Here is a 26,898-nt window from a genome sequence, read left to right as displayed (position 1 = left end):
TCGTATGTGCAGGATCACACCAATATACAATAACTTATTTAAAAAGTACGCCATTCATCCTAAAATCAGGAGTGACAATCGTTCTTATCACCTATAGGCAACTTTTTATGCTACAGCCAAGTACAAAAATTAAGTTACACAGTTTTGGTCGCTTTCTGTCGAATATGGTGCTTCCTAATATTGGCGCTTTTATTGCGTGGGGAATTATCGCTGCCCTGTTCATGCCTTCCGGATGGTTACCCAACGAAGCATTAGCCAGCTTAACTCACCCTATGATCATCTATATGCTGCCAATGCTGATAGGGCATACCGGCGGGAAACTAGTTGGCGGTGAACGCGGAGCGATTGTCGGCACCACAGCAACAATGGGGGCGATAGTCGGTACTGATATTCCCATGTTTCTGGGGGCAATGATACTGGGCCCGTTGGGTGGCTACTTCATTAAAACCTTTGATAAGCAGATTGAAGGAAAAGTAAAACGTGGCTTTGAGATGCTGGTGAATAATCTGTCCGCCGGCATCATAGGGATGATGCTAGCCGTTATTGCCTATTACCTGATAGGCCCGGCACTGACAGTCATCAATACATTCCTGACCGGTGCGGTCAGTTTTCTTATTAATGCCGGACTTCTCCCTCTGACATCTATTTTTGTTGAGCCGGCGAAAATTATGTTCCTGAATAACGCGGTTAACCACGGCCTTTTCTCTCCACTGGGTGTCCAGCAGGTTAATGAGGCTGGCCAGTCGATTTTCTTCCTGATCGAAGCCAATCCAGGGCCGGGTATGGGCATTCTTCTGGCCTATGTATTTGTTGGCCCCGGAGCCACAAAAAGAACGGGCTTAGGTGCCAGTGTGATCCATTTCTTTGGTGGTATCCATGAAATCTATTTCCCCTATGTTCTGATGAATCCCCGCCTGATTTTAGCCGCTATTGCCGGCGGCATGGTTGGTGTGTTTACTCTGACTCTGTTTGATGCGGGATTGGTCTCACCAGCCTCTCCGGGCTCTATTTTTGCCGTCATGTTGATGGCACCAAGGTCGTCTATGTTTGGGGTTCTCTGTTCTATCTTTGCGTCCATGGCCGTCTCATTTATTGTTGCCTCGATCCTGTTAAAAACGGTACCGACCAAGCAGACCCAGCAATAAACCCCTATTTTTCCGGGTGTAAAGGTCGGCGGATTTTGCTAAGGTTGCCGAACACGATATACAGGAATAGTCAGATGAAATCTAAGCAGGCAGCCAAATACTTCCATGGTAAAGAAGGGTATAACTGCGCTCAATCTGTACTGAAAACTTTTCAGCAGGAGCGTAATATCTCCGAAATCACAATCTACCAGGCCAGTGCATTAGGTGGGGGTCGGGCTGAAGGAGGGATCTGCGGCGCTATCTACTCCGCATTAATGGTTTCAGGTGATAATCAGGCAGCAGAAAAACTTCTGCATAAATTTCATCAAAAGACAGGTTCTATCTACTGTACTGATATTCGTGAAAGCCGAGAAGGCTGTCGGGAGCTTGTGAAGCTCGCTACTTCTTTGGCAGAGGAGCAGGTGAAAGACAACCAATAATAACAAATACACCTCGTCCATTATCAATATAAGCCAGACGAACTCTGACCGATTTATTTGACATCCCCTGCAGTGTGTCGTATCCGACACTTTCTACATCTTAATTCTATTCTTGATTGACCCAATTTACCGAACATCTGAATATGTGTTTAATTGACTAGCCTTTTGTCACCACTAGTGAATAAAAGCCGATACTTCGAGTGTGTTTAGATGAAAAATTTCTATCAATTTGACTTATTTAATCTTCCGGAAATAGTCCGCGTTATCGCAACCGGGGTCTTTGGTTTTCTGGCGTATCTGGGAGATCTTTTTCTACTTTTAGTATTCGTTGATTTAATTTCAGAACCACACCTAATTGATAAATTCACATGGGGTGCCCTTCTGGTTGGTTTACCTGGTACTGGTATAGGCTGGTTAGGTTTGTACTGTCTGAATAAGTTTGAACAATTAGGCGTTAGAAAGAGCTTGGACAGACGCTCCTACTTTCTCGCTTAAACCATATAGGCAGATTACTGCTCCATAATTTTTACACGAAGAAATCAAAAACCATTTGTAGAATAAATACTAACTTATTAATTTATCAAAAGATAATAACAAACAAGCCAATAGAGCAATAAACCTAGTCGTTTTTATTCCAAATAATTATAATTCGTTCAATTGCAATGCATAGACATGCAATGCTAGAGTGTGCAAATTACGAACCCGATGTCAACACCTATTAAGTTTTTATGTGACTCAAACACCGAAATTAATTAAGTTGTCATATTGGGTTTATACACTACAGAGAAAAACGCAAAGCCACTCAGGGTATTATAAGTGATGAGAGTTGCTCGGTAATCTGGAATTAGCGTACAAGAGTGAATAGAAAATATTAGCTCATTTTAAGTAGTCAGAATAGTTATTAATAACAATATTAATATAAGGGTATAGTATGCTTAAGAACCTTAGGCTGGGGTTAAAAATAGGATTAGGCTTTTGTATTGTTCTCGCACTATTAGTGACTGTTTCAGGCACTAGTATAGTGTCACTTAAAAAAGCGGAAGATGGAATAATAAAATATAGAGAATTCGTACGTAATACTAATTTGGTAAGTAATATCCAAACGAATATACTGATGATGCGTATGAATGTGATAAATTATTTTTCCACAGAAAGTGATGAAAGTGTACAGAAATACAAGCATTATTTGTCCGACATGCAAAACCATTTACAGGATGCAAAGCAGGATATACAAAATCCTAAGCAAGCCTTACTTATATCTGACATTGATTCGACTGTCAGTGCTTACCAAAACGCATTTTCACAACTTATTGAATTAACACGAAAAATATCATAAATTACAGAAAACCAACTGGTTTCCAGTGGAGAAGAGATGATAGTGTCATTGGAAAATATCATCGAATCCGCTTATATGCATAATAATAGTGAAATTATTCATCATGCAAATAAAGCACAGAAAAACATGTTAATCGGACGTCTTTATGTCTCAAAATTCTTGCAGTCTAATACTAATGATGATTTTAATCTTTCGATTAAATATATGGATAACGCTTTAGCCGAAGAAATTAAAAACTTATCTGAAGACTTTCAAGGCAGAGAACTTACGGATCTGAACAATGCACGCAAAAAGTACATCGAGGCTATGTATTATATTCGTGACTTAGTTAATGAAAAAAATAACATACAAAATGGGACACTAAGAACAGCTGGTCCAAAGGTTGCCAAAGATGCTGAAGAAATAAAACTCTCAATTATGCAAGAATTGAGTACCGTTGGTTCTGAGCTTACAACAAGTACCGACAGAAGTACTCAGGTTACGCTTATATTATCTGTTTTTGCTCTTGTCTTGGGAATGATTGCAGCTTATTTATTAACAATGAATATTACCAGACCTATTCATAAAGCGGTGGATGCAGCCAATCAGTTGGCACAAGGTGATTTAACCGTTAATGTGGGAAATACCAGCAAAGATGAGACAGGCCGATTACTAGAGGCTATGCAAAATACAGCGACAAACCTAAAATCAATGATATCGACCATTTCAGGTGCCAGTAATGAATTGGCGTCAGCCTCAGAAGAATTAGCGGTTGTTACCGAACAAACTACGGAAGGTATCATTCAACAAGAATCAGAAACGGAAATGGTGGCAACAGCCATGAATGAGATGGCAACAACCGTTCATGATGTAGCAGATAATGCCGCAAAAGCGGCAGATGCAGCTAACCAGGCTGATCAGGAAGCCATATCTGGCTCAAAAGTTGTTGAAGAGACAATTAACTCTATCAATTCATTATCAGAAAGCGTAAATCATTCCTCTGAAAAATTAAATGCGGTACAACAAGAAGTTCTTAATATCAGCACTATCCTGGAAGTGATAAAAGAAATTGCCGACCAGACAAACTTACTTGCACTTAACGCTGCTATTGAAGCTGCCAGAGCGGGGGAGCAAGGACGCGGATTCGCTGTTGTCGCGGATGAAGTTCGGACTTTAGCAGCAAGAACCCAGGGGTCAACGTCTCAAATTCAAACTATCATTGAGCAGTTACAGTCGGGGACTCAAAGCACCGTCGAAGTTATGCAACAAGGTAAAATTCAGGCAGACCGTTGTGTTCAACAAGCCAATGACACTGGATCCGCACTAAATGCTATTACTTGTGCTATCAGTGTTATCAACGATATGAATATGCAAATTGCCAGCGCATCCGAACAGCAAAGCTCAGTGGCAGAAAGCATTAATGAAAATGTTGTGAATGTGAAACGAATCGCCGAAGAAAATTCTGTAGCAGCAAACCAGACTCGCAGTTCCAGTACTGAAATTGCCCGACTGGCAGAACAACTTAGCCAACTTGTAACACAGTTTAAGATCTAAACTGAATCTGGATTTATGCAGAGAGAATCTCATATACTCATTAAACAAAGGTATTAATGAGTATATTTCTTTTCATGACAATATATCTATTTATATAGATATATAGATATACCTAACTTCATATGAATAGTTCTAATAATATAAATATTCCATTTAAGTTTAAACTTCAGGATGTTGTAAAAGCGAACCGAGAACTTACTCCATTTTTACAGTCATCATTCATATGCAATTGTAGTATTTCAGATATGGCTATCGAAGATAAGTACTTATTGTACCGTTCTATTGTCAATCAAAGTTCAAATTCGGTAGTAATTACAGACAATAATATGAATATTATTTATGTTAATAATAAATTTGAAGAAATAAGTGGCTATATGTCACATGAAGTTTTAGGTAAAAACCCAAGAATTCTAAGTGCAAAAAAGACACCTAAAGAAAATTATAAAGAAATGTTCCATACATTACAAAAAATAGAGCAGTGGAAAGGAGAATTTATTAATATTCATCGGGATGGACATGAATATATTGAAGAGGCTATCATTTCTCCTATTACTAACACTATAGGAGATGTGGTTTGTTATCTTGGAGAGAAAAAAGATATAACCGAGAAGAAAAATTCTGAAAAAATCGTAAAGAAATTAACACATTTTGACAGCCTCACTGAGGTATACAATCGTGCTTATTTTATAGAAGAAGTTGGTAAAATCATCACCTTACCTCCGATAGAAGAAAATTATTTTGCAATTATATTTGTTGATTTAAATCAATTTAAAAAACTTAATGATACATTTGGACACCTATTAGGTGATAAAACGTTAACAGCAATCGCAAGTCGTCTGGATAACATTATTACTTCAGATGATTTTATCGCAAGAGTTGGTGGTGACGAGTTCGTAGTTGTGCACAAAAATGCGTCGAAAGAGAGTGTATCTCAACTAGCTCGAAGGATCGTAAATTCCTTCCAAACCCCAGTTACAATAGATAATCAAGAATATTATTTAGACGCCAGTTTAGGTTCAGCTATATGGCCCAAAGATGGAATTACACTCACACAAGTACTTTCCAGAGCTGATTTGGCAATGTATGGCGCCAAAACATCAAACTGCCGTTACAGGCCTTACTCTGCAGATATTGGCTCCAGATATGCCAGAGAGCTAGAATTAAGTAGAAAACTGGATTTAGCGATACAAAACCATCAGCTATCGCTGGCATATCAACCTAAAATAGATATAAAAACAGGACGAGTCGATGGGATGGAGGCATTGCTTCGCTGGAACGATGCTGATCTAGGTATGATAAGTCCAGTGGAATTCATACCGATTGCAGAGAAATATAAGATGATGACATCTATTGGCAATTGGGTGATTGTAGAAGTATGTAAACAGCTAAATCAATGGGAAAAAGAAAAAAAATCATTTAATGGCAGAGTAGCAATTAACCTCTCTGTTCAACAAATCGAGAATATACATTTTTATGAGAATATACTTTCAATATTGAACAGTGAATCAATATCTCCTTATAAAATAGAACTGGAGGTTACTGAGTCAATATTAGTTAGTGACCCAGATAATATTATGTCTCTTTGTTCTAAACTAATAGATGTTGGCTTTAGCATATCTATAGATGATTTTGGTACTGGTTATTCATCTCTATCTTACTTAAACACATTAAGAGTAAACACCTTAAAAATTGATAAGTCATTTATTAAAGAAATAACTATTGATAAGCACGAACAAGCTATCGTAAAGTCTATAATTGGATTAGGACATAATTTGGGATTGACTGTCATCGCTGAAGGTGTAGAAAATGAAGAACAGCTAAATTACTTATTATCACTTGGATGCGATACTGCCCAGGGCTATTTATTTTGTAAACCATTACCAGCTAATGAGTTATTTCCTGTTCATGATCATGAGCCAATTGTCGATATTTCCAGAAATAAATGATCGTTAGAGCTGCAGTAACTAAATCAAAGCCTATAAAAAGTAAATTTTAACTACTTTTCATATACCTATAGCCCACACCACGCACTGACTGAATCGCAGAAGATTGCTCATATAGCTTCTTTCTGAGAGAACGGACTATGGTATCCACCACATTACTGGAACCTTCATAGTCAATATCCCAGACTTTCCTGAGTAATTCCTTACGCGAAACAGCGATCCCCTGATTATTCATAAGCAGCTCCAGAGTGCCAAACTCTAACGGGGTAAGATCAACTCTGTTTCCATGCAGGTTAACTTGCCTTGCCTTCAAATCAAACCAGGATGGATAATCCATGGTTTCCGCATCCTGACGAATCTCATTAAGGAGCCTCTTAGAGATCCAGCCATCAACAGAGCCAGCCCCCATATCTAACATGGCTGTATAATAACGTTGTCCATTAATATCTATTTCCGTACCTAGTACCTGAAAACCCAACTCAACAGCCACCGGAGCATAAGGTTTCAGGTCACATAGTGTTAAATATACATTCCTTAGCTTCGGCCTCATCTCCAGATATGTTCGCTTAATATCCAGCCAGCAGGCAGCCTGTACACCCCCGGCCGACTCCCCTTCCTCATGGGAAAGCCAGCGTCGGATAAACAAATTTTGTCCCGGCTTATCATTATTATTGACCTTCACATGCTTACACCAGGCATCCGTAACAGGATCTGAGCGCAGCAATGTAGGTGGCACTTCATCCGGCTTTATCAGGCAATAGAAGCCCACCACTCTGTTTTCACTATTTTTAACACAGTGAAAAACATTGATCTGTTGCTGCCACCAGCACTCATAGATATCAAGGCTATTCACCGGCTCATGTAGAGCAACAATACCCATTACAGAGGCCTTATCAGCTTCTCTCGCAGGCTCCACGCTGTATTCCCTAACATCATCCGGCGGGAAAAACGCTGAACGAATAACGGGATTTTCTACCAGATAAAGGATATCAGCCGTATATCGCCACAACTGACTGGCGGGTGCTGTCTGCATTTCTCTTAACAATATGCGACATGCGCGGTCACGATATATACCATACCCATCGGGATAGCGTGCCTTCAGATTCGCAGACAAGACATTTTTTAATACCTCATGCAGACTAAGACCGTCTTCCCTATGTTCAATAAAATCAATTTTCCTTAACCGCTCAAAAAGTTCCTCACTTGTACAACTATCAAGCTTTAACATCTCAGAAAGGATAGATTCATTAATTCTTCTGACAACAGAGGTCGCTTCCAGCGCCTGACGCAAAACAGGCTCTTTTATATCCTCAGCAAAATAGTGGACCAGGATCTGAATGACTTCATTAGGGGGCGCATCACTCAGACACCTTTCTGGCTGTGCCCGTACTGCGGAACTGGCTAGTTGCATGGCTAACGGGTGGCCATTTGCAAAATGGTTAATGCTTACCGCCTTTGAATGAGAGTGTCCCTGATGTTCGAGGTAATGAAGCGCAGAATTGAAAGACAGGCTGCTAAGCTTCAAAGCTCGAAACTCGGTATTATCCGGAGGGTTGATCACCCACTGCATATCCGGGTGCAAACGACCCGAAAAAACGAGTTTCAGTTGCCCGTTCATCGCTGGTATAAAGTCGCGCCTCAGCCATGACTCCATAAGTGTGAAAGACTCAAACTGATCCAATACCAAAATGGTCCCAGGAGAAATATCATCGCGGAGTAAACTCAGATCCGCCTGACTGTTCACCAATGTCTGTAACTGCTTAATAAATGCATGAGGAGTCGGCTCGATCAACTGACAGTTGATCTTGATGCAGCAATCTGGATGTCGTTTCACCAAACTGTTCACCAACATACTTTTCCCTATCCCGGCGATACCATAAAGACCGATAATATCAGGTCCCTTCGTGTCAAGAATCTGCTCGAGAAGCTTTAATTCTGCCGCTCGTGTTATCTCTATGACTGAATCCACGATGATATTCCTTTGATTGCTTTTCCCTACTATCGAGAATAGTAGACGCAATCATTCTCACATGAAAAACTCATCAAATTCTCATTATTAATACTATCAATTTTGGCTATATTTACGGATGAGAATTGAAAGAAACAGGAGGTTCCATGACATTCTTTAAGGCTTTCCTGATGACTTTAGCCATAGGCCTAGTCGGTTGCTCAGCTTCCGCCAATACCACCAAGATTGAGCGAGCACAAAGTGCGGCTCATTCTGAACTGAGCGAAAAAGCAACCATACTGGATGCCGATGGTACGGTACTGAAGGAAGGAAACTCAAACTGGAAATGCTACCCTGGTATCCCAATCATGCCTGGAGATATGCATCCAATGTGTAATGATCCGGTATGGACAGAATTTCTTAAAGCAGCAGCAGAAGGTAAGCCTTTCTCTACAGACCGCATCGGTATCTCTTATATGATGCAGGGCGATGCCAATGTCAGTAACGCTAACCCTATGGCCTCAGATCCAAACAATGGGGACGTATGGGTTCAGGAAGGCCCTCATGTGATGATAGTGGTTCCCAAAGAATTACTGAAAGGCATCAGTGACGACCCTTATAACGGTGGCCCTTATGTCATGTGGAAAGACACCCCTTTCGCACACATTATGGTTCCACTGGGTAATAAAGGTATGTAGGCCATTGATTGAAACATAAAAAAGCCCAGGCACCTGTAATGAGTGCCTGGGCTTACGTCATACCAACAGCGGTAATTGCAATTAATATCAATGACTAATTCATATCCGTTACAGTAACAAAGTATCCCGCATCATCTCGATATGCCCTGCGACTTCGTCAGCGTCTTTACCAAAATATCCGATATGAAACATAGCATCGCCTTCCTGAACGAGAGGGATGTTCTGTTTGCCGATGATAATTCCGGATCGGGTGGATACCACATGCTGTATCAGCTCACCTAAAGGGGAGTTTATTTCAGCCAGAATCTGTCCTTTTTCGACCTGTTCTCCCAGTTTAACAAACTCATTAACAAACCCACTGCCCGGAGCCCGGATCCATTCGCTTTTGTTCGCGACAAAAGGATCAATACGTCTTTTTCTTCTGTTCTTTCTCATAAGTCCCAAATACATCAGAACATTAACGACGCCCTGATATCCAGCCTGAATAGAAAGCTCATCATGTCTGAGAGCCTCTCCCGCCTCATATATCAGAACCGGGATTTTATATTCAATCGCTTCCCCTCTGAGAGAACCATCACGCAGAGAGGCATTTAGCAGAACTGGCACCCCGAATGCTCTTGCCAGATCCAGTGTCTGCTCATCCTCCAGATTGGCTCTTATTTGAGGAAGGTTAGAGCGATGGATGGCTCCGGTATGCATATCGATACCCACATCACATTGGTTCACAATATTCTTCATAAAGGTGTGTGCCAGTCTGGCAGCCAGTGAACCTTTCGCCGAACCGGGAAAACTGCGGTTGAGATCCCGCCGGTCCGGAAGATAACGGCTCTGGTTCAAAACCCCGTACACATTCACCATTGGAACCAGGATGATCGTTCCCCTGATGATATTGAGGTTAGCTTTAATTAACCGCTGAATGACCTCAATACCATTCAGTTCATCGCCATGTATGGCCGCACTGACAAAAACAACCGGCCCTTTACGTTTTGCCCTCTGCACATAAACAGGGATAGACACATCAGTGTTCGTATACAGGCTGGCAACCGGAATATCGAGCTGACACTTTTCTCCCGGGGCAATATCATGTTCCGCAATGGTCAGAATGTTTTGCATTATCCCTGACCCCGGCCCCGGCCTGTGTATGGCTTGGCATTTTTTTCAATAAATTCGTATATCGTTCCAGCAACATCTTTTCCTGTCGCTTTTTCAATACCTTCCAGACCGGGTGATGAATTCACCTCCATCACCACTGGCCCCCGGTGTGACTGCAGAATATCCACACCACACAAGTTCAGGCCCATGGCTTTTGCCGCGTTGACGGCTGTCATGCGCTCTTCTTTACTCAGTCTGACCACTTTGGCTTCCCCGCCCCGGTGCAGGTTTGAACGAAACTCACCGGCTTCCGCCTGACGCTTCATCGCGGCAATAACCTTATTACCCACCACAAAACAGCGGATATCGGCACCCTCCGCTTCTTTGATAAATTCCTGCACTAAGATATTCGCTTTCAGCCCCATAAACGCTTCGATCACACTTTCAGCCGCTTTGGTGGTTTCCGCAAGTACAACGCCGATCCCTTGAGTACCTTCCAGTAATTTAATCACCAGAGGAGCCCCACCCACATTGGCAATCAGATCTTTTACATTATCTGGTTTGCTGGCAAACCCGGTCCGGGGCAGGCCAATGCCTTTACGTGACAACAGTTGCAACGATCGTAATTTATCCCGGGAACGGCTGATGGCCAGAGATTCGTTAACGCAGAAGGTTCCCATCATCTCAAACTGGCGAACAACCGCTGTGCCGTAGAAAGTGATAGACGAGCCAATTCTCGGGATCACCGCATCATAACGGGGAAGCTCTTCACCCTTATAACGAACCTTAGGATTACTGCTGGTAATATCCATGTAGCAGTGCAAGGTATCAATAATATCAACCTGATGACCCCGGGCTTCCCCTTCTTCTTTCAGTCTTTGGGTTGAATAAGTTGATGGCTCAACAGATAAGATAGCAATACGCATAACGTGATTCCGAATAGCTGGGTAGGTAATTTGGCGTGACCATATACCCTATTCGGATCAATGAAAAACAAATTAATTTTATCCTGTCGATGAAATAAAATTGTTGAGCATTCCCTGCTATCGTTCTGTTTAATTAGATGGGTGATGTACCCCGTCACTGTGGAAAAAATGGTGAACCGGACCATGTCCTTTACCGATATCTAACTGATCCGCATGGGCAATAGCCTGAGAAATATAAGCTTTACTTAAGGTAACCGCTTCAAGCAGGTTATGTCCCTGAGCCAGATAGGAAGCGATAGCAGAAGAAAGAGTACATCCGGTACCGTGAGTGTTATCTGAGTGAATTCTTTTTGCGGTCAGTAATTCAGTATGGCCCGGAAAGATCAGCAAATCATTACTGTTCTCGTCCTGCTCCAGATGCCCGCCTTTTAACAGCACCGCTTTGGCACCTGTCTGACGAAGTTCTGAGACCATCGACGACATATCAGCCGAGTTTTCCGGTACAGGTAGCCCGGTTAACGCTGCCCCCTCGGGTAAATTCGGAGTAATCAGATCGGCCAGAGGAAGCAAATCTGACTTCAATGCGTGAACCGCCGATTCCGCCAGCAGCGGATCGCCGCTGGTCGCCACCATTACGGGATCGACGACCACAAACTGCGGCTGATATTGCCTGATCTTTTTTGCAACAGTTTGAATAATATCGCTATCGGCTAGCATACCGACTTTCACCGCGGCAACATTCAAATCAGAAAAGACGGCCTCCAACTGCTTTTCCACATGCTCCGGAGGGATGGGAAATACCCCCGAGACACCCAGAGTATTTTGGGAAGTGATCGCAGTGATTACCGAGCAGGCGTAACTGCCTGTAGCGGAAATCGCTTTGATATCAGCCTGAATACCCGCACCACCACTACTGTCAGAACCAGCAATAGTCAGCACAATAGGAACAGCAGAAGATAAAGAGTGAGAGGGTTGAATCACATCTGGCATATAAGCTCCTCACACTGGCATGCAGGAACCTATTCCATCAAAGAGATATGGATACACTATCTCTTACAAGAGTTATAGTTCCCTACGCCAGTATTAACTGAATCAGGTTCAACGGGTCTCGCAACTTGCGATCTCAGCCTTTCGGCACCCCGACTATGTGGCTCTGAATACTACTATGAATTCAGGCCATTATCTAAAGATTCTTCTCACTCTGCCACACAGAATAGAAAACCGGCAACTCACAAGGCTTGAACCATTCCGTCACCTCCAATATCGGATACGGTATGTTACAGTAGCATTCACTGATATATGACTTTATTTCTACAGGGACTGCATATGAATATATTGATCACAGGAGCCACCAGCGGTATCGGCTATGCGCTGACAAAACTTCTATCTGAAAAAGGACATACTCTTGTCGCTACGGGGCGCAATCAAGAGAAACTGGCTGAACTGCAGTCTTTAACTCATTGTCATACCATTGCCGCTGATTTGAGTGATCCCGCCCAGACAATCAACATGTTTAAAGAGGCGTGTCAAAAGCTGGGAACTCTGGATGTACTGGTCAACAATGCCGGTATGATTTCCAGAAAATGTCCGATTGATGAATTTACTCTGGATGAATTTGAAGAGCAGTATGCCATCAATTTGCGGGCACCGGCCCTGTTGAGCCGGGAAGCGCTCAAGGTGATGAAGCCGGTGAATCAAGGTTATATCATCAATGTCGCCAGCACCGTGGCGAAGCGCTCTAACGAAACAATGAGTATTTATACGGCAATGAAGCAAGGCTTTGCGGGTTTCAGTGCCGTACTGATGAAAGAAGCCCAGCCTCACGGCATTAAAGTCACTACCCTGTTTCCGGGAGGCACTGATACCAACTTCCGTGAGGCCGAACGTCCACAATATATGAGTGCAGAAAGCGTCGCGAAGACGATTAACTGTATTCTTGAACTACCGGACGACGTGGTCATGCATGACATGACATTCCGCCCGCCAGTAGAATTAGAATAATCTAATCAACCTCCTCCTTTATATCGACTCTGCTCTCTCCCCGCTGGGCCAATTTCCGGTCCAGAGGGTGGTAGCGTTTCACTATTCTTTCATATGGCCAGTAATAGTGCCCTAAACGAATCACCAACGTTGCTATAGCAAGAATCAATGCGGCAAGAGATAACCAAACGACAAAGACCCCATCCAGCTCTTTCATTCCCAGCGTGATGTAACGGGCAATGGCCATAATCGCAATGTAAATCGGGTATCTAACCGGGATTTTGCCGTGAGTCACAAACTGCTGCACCATGGAAAGTACTTCCAGATAGATAAACATCAGCAGAATATCGGTGAGTAAAACACTCTGTTCAGTAAAGACATGGAGAAATTCATTACTTATAGCGAATAAGGTCGCTAATGTGATAGCGACCAGAAGTATCGCTTCAACAATATGGTATATCTTTAAAAACATTCTGGTGAAGTTTTTCGGCAAATTCGTTTCCATACAACTCATCCCTGATTGACGATATAACCAGAATAATTGTTATTATCACATAAGGTCAACTGTTCCATTCACGGGTCAGGCTACCCTATCTTTTTTTGCTAAAGCGTGTTTCTTTTTCAAAATCTAACTTAACTGAAAAGAGTGAGCGAGTTTCTGTTTGTCTCGGTACAAAAGTAGCAACTCATCCTGAGACTTATCTTCATTGGCATAAAATAGAGCACCATTCTCCCGCAGATAGGTATAGCGACTTTCTAAAGCGGTCATCACATAATCAATCCGCTTCAGTGTCAGTGACGTACAAGATTCACCATGGAGATCATCTTCAATATCGAGAACATGGGAACGGAAGGCTTCAAGACGAAAAGTATTCTCCAGCGCCTCATGATTCTCCAGAGCTTCTTGCCATAACAGGACCATACTTTCGACATGACGGATCACCCGACTCTCAGCCCCATTATCCACCAACCAGTCAATTTTATCTCGATAAGCCGTCACAGCAGCCTGCTTCAACTCTTTGAATAGAGATAACTGTTCTTCTTCCGGGAATGATTGCCGTAACAACCAACCGAAGAAGAAACGCGTTTCAAACCGCTCCACCGCATGGAATATAGGATCAGAAAGACCATTACTGTTAAATTCTTTCAACGGATCAAACGGGTACATATAACCAAAGTCGAACAGCCAAAGCTTTCCATTGTGATCGACCAGCATATTTCCGCTGCATAAATCCCATTCCATCAAGCCGTTTTTCTCACAGGCCGTCAACACTTGCAGCAACTGTGTCAGGAAAGCGTTGTCTACCTTCTTAACCGGCTCCCCTTCAATCCATGGAGAAAGAATAATACCAAGGCGGTAGTCGGCATAAACGGTATTAACAATACTAGAGAATGCCTGCTTCCAGACCGGCTGGGATTTCAACTGCTCAAAATCATGACGCCGTTGTACTTCATTAAGAAATGAGTATTTGCCGTCAATATTATTCACTTTCGCAATCGGACGCTTTTTCTTTAACGTGTAATCCTGCCCACTCACCCGGATACGGAAAATTTCAGCCGTAAGTCCGGATTCAATCACCTGAACAACATAATCTGATCCGGCGGTCATCTGCGCTAAAGTGTCAGGAGGCACCGGACAGCGTTCTGCCTCTCCGACAACCATATTCTTACCACTCTCATCGAACTCTACCTGTTCACGCTGGCGTTTATTCATGGTTTTCTCTTCCTTCTCTCATTAGGACACACTCTCGCCTGAAGCCATTAAGACCTACTCGGCTGAAAATAAAAACACCCTAAAAGAAAGCACATAAGGGATGAGAACAAAGGTGTAGATATAGATGACAAAGATAACTGTTTACCTTTTAAGAGGTTGGTTCATTCTTCCTTGTCTAAATTACACTTCTATGACCTTATTTTTATCTTATTCCGCTATACTTAGCGGTATCGACAATGACTTATAATGCTGATTAAGCTTAAATCTGTAAGGAACTAAAATGAAAAAGCTAGCACTTTTCTTAGCCATTATTTTTTCTCTGACCGCCTGTGAATCCACATCGACACAACGACAAAATGCCACCACTGGTGAAATGGAAACCAACTCTGCTACACAAGGTGCGATTATTGGTGCCGTTGCCGGAGCGATTGCCGGGCTGGCTACGGGAGATAGTGCCAAAGAGCGCCGTAGACGTGCGATTGTTGGTGCCGCCGGTGGTGCCGCTGTAGGAGCCGGGGTCGGTTATTACTTTGATCAGCAGGAAGCCGCCTTGCGCCAAGAACTGCTGAACTCTGGTGTTCAGGTACGACGTGTGAGTGAAAACCAGCTGGTTCTGGTGATGGAAAACGGTATCGGCTTCCAGTCTGATTCCTACTATCTGGATACCAGTATCTATAACACGCTAAATGGTGTTGCCCGTATTCTGGTGGAATACCCTGATACCCAACTACTGATTACAGGCCATACAGACAGTACTGGCAGCGACAGCTATAACCAGACTTTATCGGAGAAACGTGCGAATTCAGTTCGGGCTTATTTAAGCGGACAGAATGTAGCCGCCACACGAATGATGATTCAGGGCATGGGTGAGCGTTATCCGATTTGCGAAAACAACACATCGACCGGACGCCGCTGTAACCGTCGGGTTGAGATCAGTATTCTTCCCCTAAATAAGTAACTGCATAACAGGCCCCTATCCGGGGCCGTTTTCATGCACTTACAGAGCTCTTTCTCTTTCCAGTTCTTCTTGCAGTTTCAAGCGTTCTTCTTCCAGCTCCAGCATCTTTTTCTGTTGCTCTTCGCGGCGCTTATCAAGCTCTTTCAGGTGTTCCTCTTTCTGCTTTATTCTCTCTTTACGCTGTTCAGCAGATCGCTTCTGTTGCTCTTTCTCAAATTCCTGCCGCTGTTTGAGCCTTTCTTTACAGGCATCATCGCCCGCTTCACAGTCCAGACCGACCATTAGTCCTGAATTTTCTCGCAGGTTATCAGAGTCTGGTTTTCCTTTTCCCGCCCATGAAGGTTTTTCAGCCATCACACTACAAGAGGCTATCAACGTCGTAAGAAGTAATAATTTTTTCATTGGTTTTCCTCTTCTTTTATCGAGCTTACTGGTAAGTATAGATTGATATATTCATCAATTAATGAGACTGACAGCCAGTCTCATCTTTGGGCAAATACAAACAGTATTCGTATCGATTCATCTTAAAGAAACACGGTCACTTATACCGTTTATTCAGTATATTCAGGCAATATAGAAATTTGTCAGATTCTGGTTGATGCTCAGTAAAGAATACATCTGGCTCTCCTCATATTTCTTTACGACGCCACCACTTGTGGATTTCCTCAACCACTAACAGGCTTAAAGCAATGAATAGAAGCTGCCCCCACTGCCGCAGGGATATAGGCTGAATTTCCAGAATGTCGCTGAGGCCCGGCGTATACATGGCCGCAATATGCACCAGTTGCGCGAGAGGAACGGCGCACATTAAAAACAGATTTGTTTTGATGGGCAGAGCAAAAAGCGAGCGGGTTTCCGAACGGCTGTTCAGTGCGTGAATATTACCAAAAATAACCATCAGCATAAGTGTCAGGTTTCTCACCTGTTCAACGCTTTCACCAGACCGTAGAGCCAGAAAGTAATTAAGAAAGGCCAATCCACCCATGACAGTGCCAGATATAAGAACATGTTCTATCAGCTTTTTGTCGAATACCGGTTCACTCGGGTTTCTGGGACTGTGGGTCAGTTCATTGCCTTCTTTTGGCTCGAAGGCCAGAGCGACATCCTGCAGACCATTTGCCACTAGGTTAAGCCAGAGCAGCTGCACCGCAATCATCGGCATTGGTAAACCAGCAACTACCGTCAGAAAGAACAACAAAATGGCAGAAAACCCAGTGGCTATCAGCAGAGCGATAACCTTTCGGATATTGTTATAGACAACCCGCCCCTGCTCTATACCAGATACGATAGAAGCGAAATTATCATCGGTAATAATAAGATCCGCGGTCTCTTTTGCCACATCGGTTCCCCGCTTACCCATGGCTACACCGGTGTTAGCCCGTCGCATAGCCGGGGCATCATTAACGCCGTCACCAGTCACAGCAACAAAGTGGTTCTGCCGCATAAAGCTATCAACAATCAGCTCCTTTTGCTGCGGCTCTATTCGTGCAAATACACGTGCCGGACGAATCAGCTCATCAAAAGCAGTTTGCCCTTTGATAATAGTCTGTTGAATAATGCTCCCGGTAACAACCTGATCCTCTTCCTGACAAAGCCCAAGCTCCATCGCAATAGACTTAGCAGTAGCGGGGTGATCTCCGGTCACCATGGCAACTTCAACCCCTGCAGAACGACAACGATCAAGAGCCGAGCACGCTTCTTTACGGACCGGGTCTATCATGGCGACCATACCGAGAAAACACATCTGTTCCAGTTTGCGCTGCCCATTTACGGTAATTTCCCTTTTCGCTAACGCAATTAGCCGGTAACCCTGAGTTGCCAGAGACTCGAACTGTGTCTCTAGCAACTGCCTGTCAATATCCACCGGCCCCTGTTCGGTTTGCATTCTATTGCACATGGACAGCATTTTTTCCGGGCTGCCTTTGGCATAAAGCCATGCGGTATCACCGTCAACGTTAACACTGCCGCAGTAGGCTTTTTCTGGTTCATATGGGATGAGTTCAATCTGGGTTTGGCGACGTCTGAGGTCTTTTATCGATATGCCTAACTTCTTCGCCAGCACAAGAAAGGCAATATCAACGATATCACCGTCTGAAACCCACTCTCCTCCGGCATAATCCAGGTGGCTTTCATTGGCTAATACACCGGCAATACACAACTGACGTAAATGCTTTTTTTCTGTATCACCGCAAATCTTACCCCCGGGTGAAACTCCTTCTCCGGTAACGCGGTAAATGTTGTTATCCGGCAGTACGACCTGATGGACTGTCAGTTCATTTACCGTTAATGTGCCGGTTTTGTCAGAACAGATAAAGGTACAAGAACCAAGCCCTTCCACAGCAACAAGCTTACGTATGATGACATTAGCTCTCGCCATACGACGCATACCTATGGCCAATGCAACCGTCAGAGCAGCAGGCAAGCCTTCAGGAATAACAGAAACCGCTAAGCCTATTGTCATCAGAATAATCGCTTCTCTGTCATAGCCCCCTTTTAATAGCATCATAAGAGTCAGGCCTAAGATTGCGACAAATATGCCCCCGGCAACCTGATAGGTAAAACGACGAATTCTGATCATCAAAGGTGGCTCAGAGACTCGCTCCTGAGTAACATGGCTGGCAATCTTACCAATTTCAGTATTCGTCGCTGTGGCAGTCACAATAGCCTGTGCCCGCCCATGAGTGATAATACTACTGGCAAAACACTGGTTGACCCTTTCTGATAATGGTGCGTCATCCGCCACGTCTGCCTGCGCATTTTTACTGACAGCCAGCGATTCCCCGGTAAGCAGGGATTCGTCAATGGCCAGGTTCTGACTCGACAATAACCGCACATCGGCCGGCACTTTGTCACCCGAGGACAATATAACCAGATCACCCGGAACCACATCCTCAACATTGATAGTCTGCCCTATCCCATCACGAATCACGTGAGTCTCCCCTTTCACCATATTGCGAAGGGCAGCGGCGGAACGTTGTGCGGAGTACTCCTGTATGGTGCCGATAATGGCATTAAGAAACAGTACAGCGAGAATAAAAATACCACTTGGGTTCTGACCAAGAAGAAAGGACGCCACTGCGGCAATAAACAGAATATAAATAAACGGACTCAGAAATTGACGCAAAAAGATGATCAAAGGCCCCGCCAAAGGAGGAGAAGGTAAGCAGTTAGGCCCAAATTTTTTTAGCCTCTTCTCGGCTTCTTTTTGCGTCAATCCAGACAAAGGATCCAGATTGTTTTTATCTGCATTCACCTGTACGGATACCATTCTCGTTACTCCTTTGTACATCCCCGATCCATAGGACATGTACGTACTAAACGAGAGTGGCAATCTACACAGAATCTGACATGTCGCTCCCGTTGGCGACTAAAGCAGCATGACCTACTTCAAAGGATCATCGTCTGGCAACGCGTGATGAATCCAGAGCGCCAGGCGCTTTTTAATGTTCTTTCCATCTAATTTGTCAGCCGGAAGTGGGGTAATCTGGTTAACTTCCACCAGAAATAAATACACAGCTTTCGCCTTAATTGCCGGAGACGTATTTTTATTTGTTAACGGGAATCCCTGCATCTCTGCCATCTTGCAACCGACTTCCAGCGCTTTTTTAAACAGCTTATCTTCATTATTAATCTTTGCTGTTTTCGACATATGCTCACCATAGTTCATGCCAAATCATGCAGTTAGTATATATCAAACTATAATTTCTGCTTTTAAGTTAATAGTAATTTCCTGACTTTCTTAGCTAAAAACACGAAGAGATCCCATTAACTAAAAGCTTTCTTTATCTCACTATCTTTTTTAAAATCTCGCCAGTTTTTATCTGAACAGATAACGGATTTACTATGAATAAAAGCTTCATTACCAACATTCTCGCACTTTTACTGCTTGCCGCAGGCTACCAGACCGGCAATCAGCTTGCCCTTTATGCCGGCCTTTTTGCTTTTTCCGGGGCAATAACCAACTGGCTGGCCGTTCATATGCTGTTTGAAAAGGTACCCGGTCTTTACGGATCCGGTGTTATTCCGGCTCGCTTTGAAGAATTTAAAGCGGCAATAAAAAGGCTGATGATGGAACAGTTTTTTACCAGCAATAACATTGACCGTTTTCTGAATAAAGAGATCGCCGGGAACGCTAAAATCGACCTGCAACCAATAATACAAAGTATAGACTTTAATCCCACCTTCGATTCTTTGGTCGACGTGATTGCTAACTCTTCTTTTGGCGGAATGCTGGCCATGTTTGGAGGCACAGAGGCACTTCAGCCGTTGAAACAACCCTTTGTGGAAAAAATGCAGGAGTCCGTGGTTGAAATCAGTCGAAGCGATGCCGTCAAAAACGCATTAAAAAATCAGTTTGAACAGCCGCAAATGATGGACGAAATCCGCGATAATATCGAAAACATCATCGATCAGCGACTGCAGGAGCTTACGCCTAAACTGGTCAAAGAAATGGTGCAGAAGATGATTAAGCAGCACCTGGGCTGGCTTGTCGTATGGGGTGGCGTCTTTGGCGGCCTTATCGGTGTGATCTCCTCTTTCATCGCTTAATGTTATCCTGCCGCTATCGAATAGATGGCTCTGACAAAGAGTGATATCAATCACAAAAGCTGTTAATATAGCCCGAGTTTGAAAAGTTGGCCTTTATGCCAACTTTTTCTTGTTTACCACCCAACCTGGAATGTCCTGTGCTATCAACTGCAAACATCACCATGCAATTTGGCGATAAGCCATTGTTTGAAAACATCTCGATTAAATTTGGTAATGGCAATCGCTACGGTCTTATCGGCGCGAATGGCTGCGGAAAGTCCACCTTTATGAAAATTCTGGGTGGTGAGCTGGAGCCTTCCGCCGGCACAGTTTCAACCGATCCAAATGAACGTATGGCAAAACTGGGACAAGATCAGTTTGCTTTTGAAGAATATACTGTTATTGATACCGTGATCATGGGTCATAAAGAGCTGTGGTTGGTGAAAGAAGAGCGTGACCGTATCTACTCGTTACCGGAAATGTCGGATGAAGACGGTATGCGTGTCGGTGATCTGGAAACAGAATTCGCTGAGATGGATGGTTACTCGGCTGAAGCCCGCGCCGGCGAACTGCTGCTTGGTCTGGGTATCCCAGAAGAACAGCATTTCGGCCTGATGAGCGAAATTGCCCCGGGTCTGAAACTGCGGGTATTGCTGGCGCAGGTACTGTTTGCCGAGCCTGAAATCATGCTGCTGGACGAACCGACCAACAACCTTGATATGCACACCATCGCGTGGCTGGAACAAACGCTGCTGGCGCGTAACTGCACCATGATCATCATCTCGCACGACCGTCATTTCCTGAATACCGTCTGTACGCATATGGCCGATCTGGACTACGGTGAGCTGCGCCTGTTCCACGGTAACTACGATGAATACATGATTGCGGCAGAGCAGGCACGTGAACGTCTGCATGCCGACAACGCCAAGAAGAAAGCCCAGATTGCCGAACTGCAAACCTTTGTAAGCCGGTTCTCTGCGAATGCATCTAAAGCAAAACAGGCCACTTCGCGCCAGAAGCAACTGGATAAAATTCAGCTGGAAGACGTGAAGCCGTCAAGCCGCCAGTCACCATTTATCCGTTTTGAACAGGAAAAACCATTGTTTCGGAATGCGCTGGAAGTCACTGGCATGAAACAAGGTTATGACGACAATATCCTGTTTAACGATGTTGATTTAATGGTTGAAGTCGGTGAACGTATTGCAATTATCGGTGAAAACGGTATCGGTAAATCGACCATGCTGAACACCTTAGCGGGTGTAATGGATCCAATGGCGGGTGAAATCAAATGGTCCGAAAACAACAATATCGGTTTCTATGCTCAGGACCACGCGCATGAGTTCAGCGAAGAGATGAATCTGATGGACTGGATGGCTCAGTGGAAGAATGAAGGCGAAGATGAGCAGGTCGTCCGTGGCATTCTGGGCCGCATGCTGTTCTCACAGAACGACATAAAAAAATCAGTCAAAGTGATTTCTGGTGGTGAACAGGGCCGCATGCTGTTTGGTAAATTAATCATGCAAAAGCCGAACATTCTGCTGATGGACGAACCAACCAACCACATGGATATGGAATCCATCGAAGCACTGAACCTGGCACTGGAAAACTACAAAGGCACACTGCTGTTTGTCTCCCATGACCGTCAGTTTGTGTCTTCTATCGCTACCCGTATTATCGAAATCACCAAAGATGGTGTGAACGATTTCCACGGCACTTACGATGAGTACCTGGCCAAACAGGGGCTTATCGGTTAATTCGCACTTGGTATAACGACAGGGGGCCATATAATATGGCCCCCTGTTGTGTGTCATGCTCCCGCTGTATCAGCAACGACCTTTTTTAGCCTGCCCCGGTGGACAAAATTTATGTCCATAATCATAGGTTTTATAAGTTTTGTTGGTATCCAGTTTGATACCCACTCCTTCGACTTCACCCTCAACCCGGGTTAACTGACAGCCGCTGACCATAATTGCAGAAATGAGTAATACTAAACATGTTTTCATATCTGACATTCCCAACACACCTCAAAACCCGCAATATAGGCCATCTATGTGTGGATAATGTCAGATATATTTAAGCGTTTAATCAGAATCCGACTTCCACATCAGACTTAATGTGGCTTGAGCACGCCAATACATAACCCTGATCAATTTCCGCTTCAGTCAGAGTTTCTTTACTGGTGGACTCTACGCTGCCCTTTTCCACTTTGCATTTGCAGGAACCACAGATACCGCTGCGACAGGCTGCAATAATAGGCAATCCTCCCTGTTCAAGTGCTTCTACCAGCAGACTGCCGTGCTCAGCCTCCAGTTCCACACCAAAACCGGGCACCGAGATCTGCACATTCCCACCAGCCTCTTCATCAGCCGGTTCCTGACTGACTGCTGCCTCGGGTGTATAGCTTTCCTGATAAAAATGATTCATATCGAACCCAGATTCCTGAAGGTACCCTTTTATGTCATGCATAAAACCCTCAGGTCCGCATAGAAGAACGGTTCGTTCCTGCAGATCAGGACAGAGTGTAAACAACCATTCTTTATTCAGACGTCCTTGTGGATACCGGGTACCGCGGTTGTCTTTCAGCAGCAGACGCAGATTAAAATTGCTGTACTGCTTATCCAGCCGTTCAAGCTGATCAAAATAGATCGTACTCTCTTTGCTGCGGGCCATATGAATAAAGTTAATGTCTACCGCAGAATCGTTCGCCAGCCAGTATTTCACCATCGACATCACCGGCGTAATACCACAGCCTGCGCTAACCAGAGTCACCTTCAGCCTGGTTGTACAATCAATACAATTAAAAGCACCGGCAGGCTTAAATAAAGTAACCGGAGCTCCGGCTTCTAACTCATCCATGATGAAATTTGAAACCAGTCCGCCTTCTACTCTCTTCACCGTAAACTGGAGGGCGGTTTCTCCCGGCAGCGAATTGATGGAGTAAGCCCGGAACTCTTCCTTTCCGTTGATCATAAATCCCAGAGAGGCAAACTGACCGGGTTTAAAGTTAAACTCCAGGGGGGTATCCGGAGATTCCAGCTCGAAACTAACGGTATCCGGCGTTTCCTGCCACTTTCTGCTGCAGGTAAGTGATAGGGAATCGGAATGTTTCCAGTCAAACATGGTATGTATTCCTTATAAACGACATAAACCTGAAGCAGCAGCACGCTGCCCCTGAAATAGATCAGAGACAGCATACTGACTGCGTCAGAAACTCAATACAGAATTAAGCGGCAAGAATAGCTTGCAGATCGGCTTCCGGAGTAGAAATACTGCGCATATCGAATGAGTCCTGAATGATTTTCAACAGATTATCGGTCAGGAATGCCGGTGCTGTCGGTCCGGTATAAATACCTTTCACACCCAGTGCAAACAGAGTCAGCAGAATCACAATTGCTTTCTGCTCAAACCAGGACAGGACCAGTGTCAGTGGCAGTTCGTTGATATCACAGTCGAACTCTTTAGACAGAGCCAGTGCCAGCTGGATAGCGGAATAGGCATCGTTACACTGACCGACATCCAGCAGACGTGGAATACCGTTGATATCACCAAACTGATTTTTATTGAAACGGAATTTACCACAAGCCAGAGTCAGGATTACGCTGTCATCCGGAGCCTGATCCGTAAAGTCTGTGTAGTAGCTACGCTCAGATTTATCACCATCACAACCACCCACCAGGAAGAAATGCTTAATATTTCCCTGCTTCACCTGATCCACCACCGCCGGAGCGGCTTCCATCAGTGCATTACGACCAAAGCCAACCGTGATCATCTGCTCGACTTCATCGTATTTGAACCCTTCCTGTGCCAGCGCACACTCGATCACTGCACTGAAATCATCACCTTCCACATGTGCAACACCCGGCCAGCCGACAATACTTCGTGTAAACAGGCGGTCAGCGTACTGACCAACATTCGGATTCAGCAGACAGTTAGAGGTCATCACAATCGCACCCGGGAAGTTCGCAAACTCTTTCTGCTGGTTCTGCCAGGCACTGCCGTAGTTTCCTGCCAGGTGTGAGTACTTTTTCAGCTCCGGATACGCATGGGCAGGCAGCATCTCACCATTAGTGTAGACATTGATGTCCTTACCTTCCGTTTGCTGCAGGATTTTTTCCAGATCATGCAGATCATGACCGGAAACCAGAATACATTTGCCTTTTACCGGTTTTACATTCACCTGAGTCGGCTGAGGATGACCAAAGGTATCGGTTTCACCTTTATCCAGCATTTCCATGATACGGTAGTTCATACGACCAATCTGCATAGCGGTATCCAGCAGCGCCTGCAGTTCCGTAGGATCCGTACCCAGCCAGCTCATGATCTGGTGGTATTCCGCATACACTTCTTCGTCAGTCTGTTCCAATACACGCGCATGTTCCATGTAAGCAGCGGCACCTTTCAGGCCATACAAGCACAGCAGACGCAGACCGATCACATCTTCATGCTCGCTGTCGTGTCCACGGTTAACCGCGGCCTCCGGGGCCAGTGCTAACAGTTCCGCGGGATCGGTTGGCAGATCAAATTTCGCGGCTGGCGACAATTCCGGAATGTCAACACCGGATGCCAGTGCTGCGGCTCTGACGTTCTGTTCCAGACGTTGCTTAAACGCATGAGATTGTTGAGCAAACTCAATCACGCGTTCAGGGTCAAAATTAACGTTGGTTAAAGTGGCAAAGAAGGCTTTTGGTGCCCACTGATCAATGTCAGTGTCAATGATGCCACATGTCCGGCCAAGGCTGGCCCAGAAGGAAAGTCCCTGCAGAGAATAAACCAGAACGTCCTGAAGATCAGAGACTTCCGCCGTTTTACCACACATACCCTGAGTATATGAGCAACCTTTTGCTACAGGGGTTTGAATTGTTTGTTCACATTGAATACAGAACATGTTTGCGCTCCCAATCAGTTATTTTATCTGTCGGTATCAAAGTCGACAGTTATTTTCCCGGAGCCATATAGCAGCAAACATGCCAAAATATATCTTATTGTTTTTATTGAAAATAATAAGATACCATATCATTTCTCGTTGTTATAATAACATCATATCGATGTTATTATAACAACGCCGTTTTCTTATTTTACTCCCAGCTTTTTCCCCATGCGATACAGATTACCCCTGTCCATCTGCAGAAACTTTGCTGCCTGTGCCCAGACACCATCACACTGCTCTAATGCATGTTCGATCAGCCGTTTCTGAAACAACTCTACCTGTTCACGCATTGGTACAGTCTCACCCGGCAGGGGACTTCCAGTTACGACTTTCGCTTCCGGTACCACCTCATCGATGCCTAAATGCATCAGCCTGATAACGTCATTACCCTGCTGAATAACACGCAAACCGGCCCGCATCAGGGTGTGTTCCAGCTCGCGGACATTACCCGGCCAGGGAAAGCTCTCCAGCCTACTGAGACAGCTGGGATGAATGTGCAGATTATGGAGATTAAACTGACGACGCACCCGGTCCAGAATATGCCCGGCCAGAACCGGAATATCACCATCCCTCTCTCGCAACGGCGGAATGAAAATCGGGAATACATTCAGACGATGATATAGATCGGCTCTGAAACGCCCCTCAGCGACTTCCTGTTCCAGATTTCTGTTCGTGGCAACGATAATACGCACATCAACCAGCAGATTTCTGTCCGCCCCGACACGCTGAACCTCCCCCTGCTGAATAACCCTCAGCAGTTTTGCCTGAAGGTGGAGAGGCAGTTCACCGATTTCATCCAGAAACAAGGTTCCTCCATCTGCCATTTCAAATTTACCGGCCCGGTTAGCATTGGCTCCGGTAAAGGCACCTTTCACATGACCAAACAGTTCACTCTCCGCCAGGCTTTCCGGCAGTGCGGCGCAGTTAATGTATACCATAGGCTTATCTGCGCGGGCAGATTGCTCATGCAGTGCATGAGCGACCAGTTCTTTACCCGTACCGGTTTCTCCGCTGATCAGTACAGCATAATCGGTATTCGCTACCACGCAGATACTGTCTCGCAAGCGCTGCATCTGGGGGCTGATACCGACCAGTTTTCCTTCTTTGGAACGAGCCTGCTCGATCAGCAACTGATTCACTGACTTTTGCTGACGGTTTGACTCTTGCAGTGCTTCAAACAGCACCGTATTTCTTAACGTTGCTGCGGCGAGGGCTGCAAAGGTTTCCACGGTAATCGGATCAACGTTATCAAACGCACCGACGTCTAGTGCATCCAGCGTCAGGATACCGACCAGCTTATCTTCCACATACAGGCTACATCCCATACAGTCGTGTACATCAATCACTTTATCCGGAGCCGATTCCAGCAAGCCGTCAAAAGGATCCGGAAGCTCGGAGTCAGCATCAAAACGAACGGGCTTACGGCTGGTAAGAATGGCTTGTAACCTGGGGTGCAGTTCAGGAACAAATGTTAATCCTAATACCGTTCCGGACAGACCACTGACGGCGACGGGCTTTAGCAGGCCTTTATCGTTCAGAACAAACAGAGCCCCGGCATCACAGGGGAGAACCTGTTTTACCGAATCAATCAGCTTTTGGTAATGATGCCCTTTGGAGAGGTCGGTACTCAGGTCCAAAGCAATTTGCAGTAAGACTTTTTCTACGGATGACGTCATATCACTTAAATTATGTTTTCAAAGAATCCACGGCAACATAACACAGCGTTGTCATAAATACATCCTACAGATAAAA

The 26,898-nt window shown here is 44.6% G+C and carries 23 protein-coding genes, 1 pseudogene and 1 riboswitch; of the genes and pseudogenes, 11 read left to right on the top strand and 13 right to left on the bottom strand.

The genetic code is table 11. From position 1 onward, the window contains the following. Positions 1-107 precede the first annotated feature (107 nt). The 6 genes and pseudogenes from DI392_RS10335 to DI392_RS10310 form a co-directional block, all read left to right on the top strand. Positions 108-1,127, top strand: a pseudogene (locus DI392_RS10335) (PTS mannitol transporter subunit IICBA); the annotation flags it as partial. A gap of 92 nt (positions 1,128-1,219) precedes the next feature. After that, complete coding sequence (locus DI392_RS10330; RefSeq protein WP_109319833.1) at positions 1,220-1,564, top strand: C-GCAxxG-C-C family (seleno)protein; 345 nt, start codon at positions 1,220-1,222, stop codon at positions 1,562-1,564. 210 nt (positions 1,565-1,774) lie between these two features. Further along, positions 1,775-2,059: a hypothetical protein gene (locus tag DI392_RS10325; protein ID WP_109319832.1), complete on the top strand. Its 285-nt coding sequence runs from the start codon at positions 1,775-1,777 to the stop codon at positions 2,057-2,059. A gap of 436 nt (positions 2,060-2,495) precedes the next feature. Beyond that, a complete protein-coding gene (locus DI392_RS10320) occupies positions 2,496-2,900 on the top strand; it encodes a CHASE3 domain-containing protein (protein ID WP_109319831.1) in 405 nt (134 codons plus the stop codon). Between the two features lie 42 nt (positions 2,901-2,942). Then, positions 2,943-4,433, top strand: a complete 1,491-nt coding sequence (locus tag DI392_RS10315) for a methyl-accepting chemotaxis protein (RefSeq protein WP_181388403.1) — start codon at positions 2,943-2,945, stop codon at positions 4,431-4,433. 245 nt (positions 4,434-4,678) lie between these two features. Next, the gene (locus DI392_RS10310; protein ID WP_181388402.1) at positions 4,679-6,379 is read left to right on the top strand and encodes a sensor domain-containing protein; all 1,701 of its coding nucleotides are present in this window, start codon (positions 4,679-4,681) and stop codon (positions 6,377-6,379) included. Positions 6,380-6,425: 46 nt separating this feature from the next. On the opposite strand, the gene DI392_RS10305 is transcribed toward DI392_RS10310, so the two are convergent. After that, the gene (locus DI392_RS10305; protein WP_245884018.1) at positions 6,426-8,345 is read right to left on the bottom strand and encodes a winged helix-turn-helix domain-containing protein; all 1,920 of its coding nucleotides are present in this window, start codon (positions 8,343-8,345) and stop codon (positions 6,426-6,428) included. A gap of 146 nt (positions 8,346-8,491) precedes the next feature. Here DI392_RS10305 and DI392_RS10300 point away from each other — a divergent pair, with 146 nt between their 5' ends. Continuing rightward, positions 8,492-9,022 (top strand): hypothetical protein, encoded by a 531-nt coding sequence (locus DI392_RS10300; protein WP_109319828.1) that lies wholly within the window; start codon positions 8,492-8,494, stop codon positions 9,020-9,022. Between the two features lie 108 nt (positions 9,023-9,130). Here DI392_RS10300 and DI392_RS10295 read toward each other — a convergent pair whose 3' ends face one another. The 3 genes from DI392_RS10295 to thiD all read right to left on the bottom strand — a co-directional run bounded on the left by DI392_RS10295 (position 9,131) and on the right by thiD (position 12,030). Next, complete coding sequence (locus DI392_RS10295; protein WP_109319827.1) at positions 9,131-10,135, bottom strand: succinylglutamate desuccinylase/aspartoacylase family protein; 1,005 nt, start codon at positions 10,133-10,135, stop codon at positions 9,131-9,133. Beyond that, positions 10,135-11,040, bottom strand: a complete 906-nt coding sequence (gene rimK / locus DI392_RS10290) for a 30S ribosomal protein S6--L-glutamate ligase (RefSeq protein ID WP_109319826.1) — start codon at positions 11,038-11,040, stop codon at positions 10,135-10,137. The genes DI392_RS10295 and rimK overlap by 1 nt, the downstream gene beginning before the upstream one ends. Positions 11,041-11,169: 129 nt before the next feature. Next, the gene (thiD, locus tag DI392_RS10285) at positions 11,170-12,030 is read right to left on the bottom strand and encodes a bifunctional hydroxymethylpyrimidine kinase/phosphomethylpyrimidine kinase (protein WP_109319825.1); all 861 of its coding nucleotides are present in this window, start codon (positions 12,028-12,030) and stop codon (positions 11,170-11,172) included. A 62-nt stretch (positions 12,031-12,092) separates the two neighbouring features. Beyond that, a riboswitch (TPP riboswitch) is annotated at positions 12,093-12,192 on the bottom strand. A 174-nt stretch (positions 12,193-12,366) separates the two neighbouring features. On the opposite strand from thiD, the gene DI392_RS10280 reads away from it, so the two are divergent. Next, on the top strand, positions 12,367-13,041 hold the full coding sequence (locus DI392_RS10280) for an SDR family oxidoreductase (RefSeq protein ID WP_109320046.1): 675 nt from the start codon (positions 12,367-12,369) through the stop codon (positions 13,039-13,041). Between the two features lies 1 nt (position 13,042). Here the strand turns inward: DI392_RS10280 and DI392_RS10275 are convergent, their stop codons facing one another. Beyond that, on the bottom strand, positions 13,043-13,525 hold the full coding sequence (locus tag DI392_RS10275) for a phosphate-starvation-inducible protein PsiE (protein WP_109319824.1): 483 nt from the start codon (positions 13,523-13,525) through the stop codon (positions 13,043-13,045). A gap of 123 nt (positions 13,526-13,648) precedes the next feature. Further along, entirely contained in the window at positions 13,649-14,734 is a 1,086-nt protein-coding gene (locus DI392_RS10270) for a protein kinase family protein (RefSeq protein WP_109319823.1), read from the bottom strand. Between the two features lie 280 nt (positions 14,735-15,014). Here DI392_RS10270 and DI392_RS10265 point away from each other — a divergent pair, with 280 nt between their 5' ends. After that, positions 15,015-15,692, top strand: a complete 678-nt coding sequence (locus DI392_RS10265) for a YiaD family glycine zipper/OmpA-like lipoprotein (protein ID WP_109319822.1) — start codon at positions 15,015-15,017, stop codon at positions 15,690-15,692. 39 nt (positions 15,693-15,731) lie between these two features. On the opposite strand, the gene DI392_RS10260 is transcribed toward DI392_RS10265, so the two are convergent. From DI392_RS10260 to DI392_RS10250, 3 genes are all read right to left on the bottom strand, one after another. Further along, positions 15,732-16,094 carry a hypothetical protein gene (locus DI392_RS10260; RefSeq protein WP_109319821.1) on the bottom strand — a complete coding sequence of 121 codons (363 nt, stop codon included), beginning with the start codon at positions 16,092-16,094 and terminating at the stop codon, positions 15,732-15,734. A gap of 226 nt (positions 16,095-16,320) precedes the next feature. Next, on the bottom strand, positions 16,321-18,960 hold the full coding sequence (locus tag DI392_RS10255; protein WP_109319820.1) for a cation-translocating P-type ATPase: 2,640 nt from the start codon (positions 18,958-18,960) through the stop codon (positions 16,321-16,323). 114 nt (positions 18,961-19,074) lie between these two features. Continuing rightward, positions 19,075-19,341: a DUF5062 family protein gene (locus tag DI392_RS10250; RefSeq protein ID WP_109319819.1), complete on the bottom strand. Its 267-nt coding sequence runs from the start codon at positions 19,339-19,341 to the stop codon at positions 19,075-19,077. A gap of 194 nt (positions 19,342-19,535) precedes the next feature. Between DI392_RS10250 and DI392_RS10245 the strand changes: the two genes are divergently transcribed. Together DI392_RS10245 and DI392_RS10240 are read left to right on the top strand one after the other, a co-directional pair. Continuing rightward, a complete protein-coding gene (locus DI392_RS10245; RefSeq protein ID WP_109319818.1) occupies positions 19,536-20,240 on the top strand; it encodes a DUF445 domain-containing protein in 705 nt (234 codons plus the stop codon). A gap of 137 nt (positions 20,241-20,377) precedes the next feature. Continuing rightward, positions 20,378-21,973, top strand: a complete 1,596-nt coding sequence (locus DI392_RS10240) for an ABC-F family ATPase (RefSeq protein WP_109319817.1) — start codon at positions 20,378-20,380, stop codon at positions 21,971-21,973. 69 nt (positions 21,974-22,042) lie between these two features. Here DI392_RS10240 and DI392_RS10235 read toward each other — a convergent pair whose 3' ends face one another. The 4 genes from DI392_RS10235 to norR form a co-directional block, all read right to left on the bottom strand. Next, a complete protein-coding gene (locus DI392_RS10235) occupies positions 22,043-22,222 on the bottom strand; it encodes a hypothetical protein (RefSeq protein WP_109320045.1) in 180 nt (59 codons plus the stop codon). A gap of 82 nt (positions 22,223-22,304) precedes the next feature. Then, positions 22,305-23,339: an FAD-binding oxidoreductase gene (locus DI392_RS10230; RefSeq protein WP_109319816.1), complete on the bottom strand. Its 1,035-nt coding sequence runs from the start codon at positions 23,337-23,339 to the stop codon at positions 22,305-22,307. 103 nt (positions 23,340-23,442) lie between these two features. Then, a complete protein-coding gene (gene hcp, locus DI392_RS10225; RefSeq protein WP_109319815.1) occupies positions 23,443-25,104 on the bottom strand; it encodes a hydroxylamine reductase in 1,662 nt (553 codons plus the stop codon). 185 nt (positions 25,105-25,289) lie between these two features. Next, positions 25,290-26,822, bottom strand: a complete 1,533-nt coding sequence (gene norR / locus DI392_RS10220; RefSeq protein ID WP_109319814.1) for a nitric oxide reductase transcriptional regulator NorR — start codon at positions 26,820-26,822, stop codon at positions 25,290-25,292. Between the last annotated feature and the right edge of the window lie 76 nt (positions 26,823-26,898).

Source organism: Vibrio albus (assembly GCF_003144035.1).
GTDB lineage: Bacteria > Pseudomonadota > Gammaproteobacteria > Enterobacterales > Vibrionaceae > Vibrio > Vibrio albus.
This window is presented reverse-complemented; position numbering and strand designations above follow the sequence as displayed.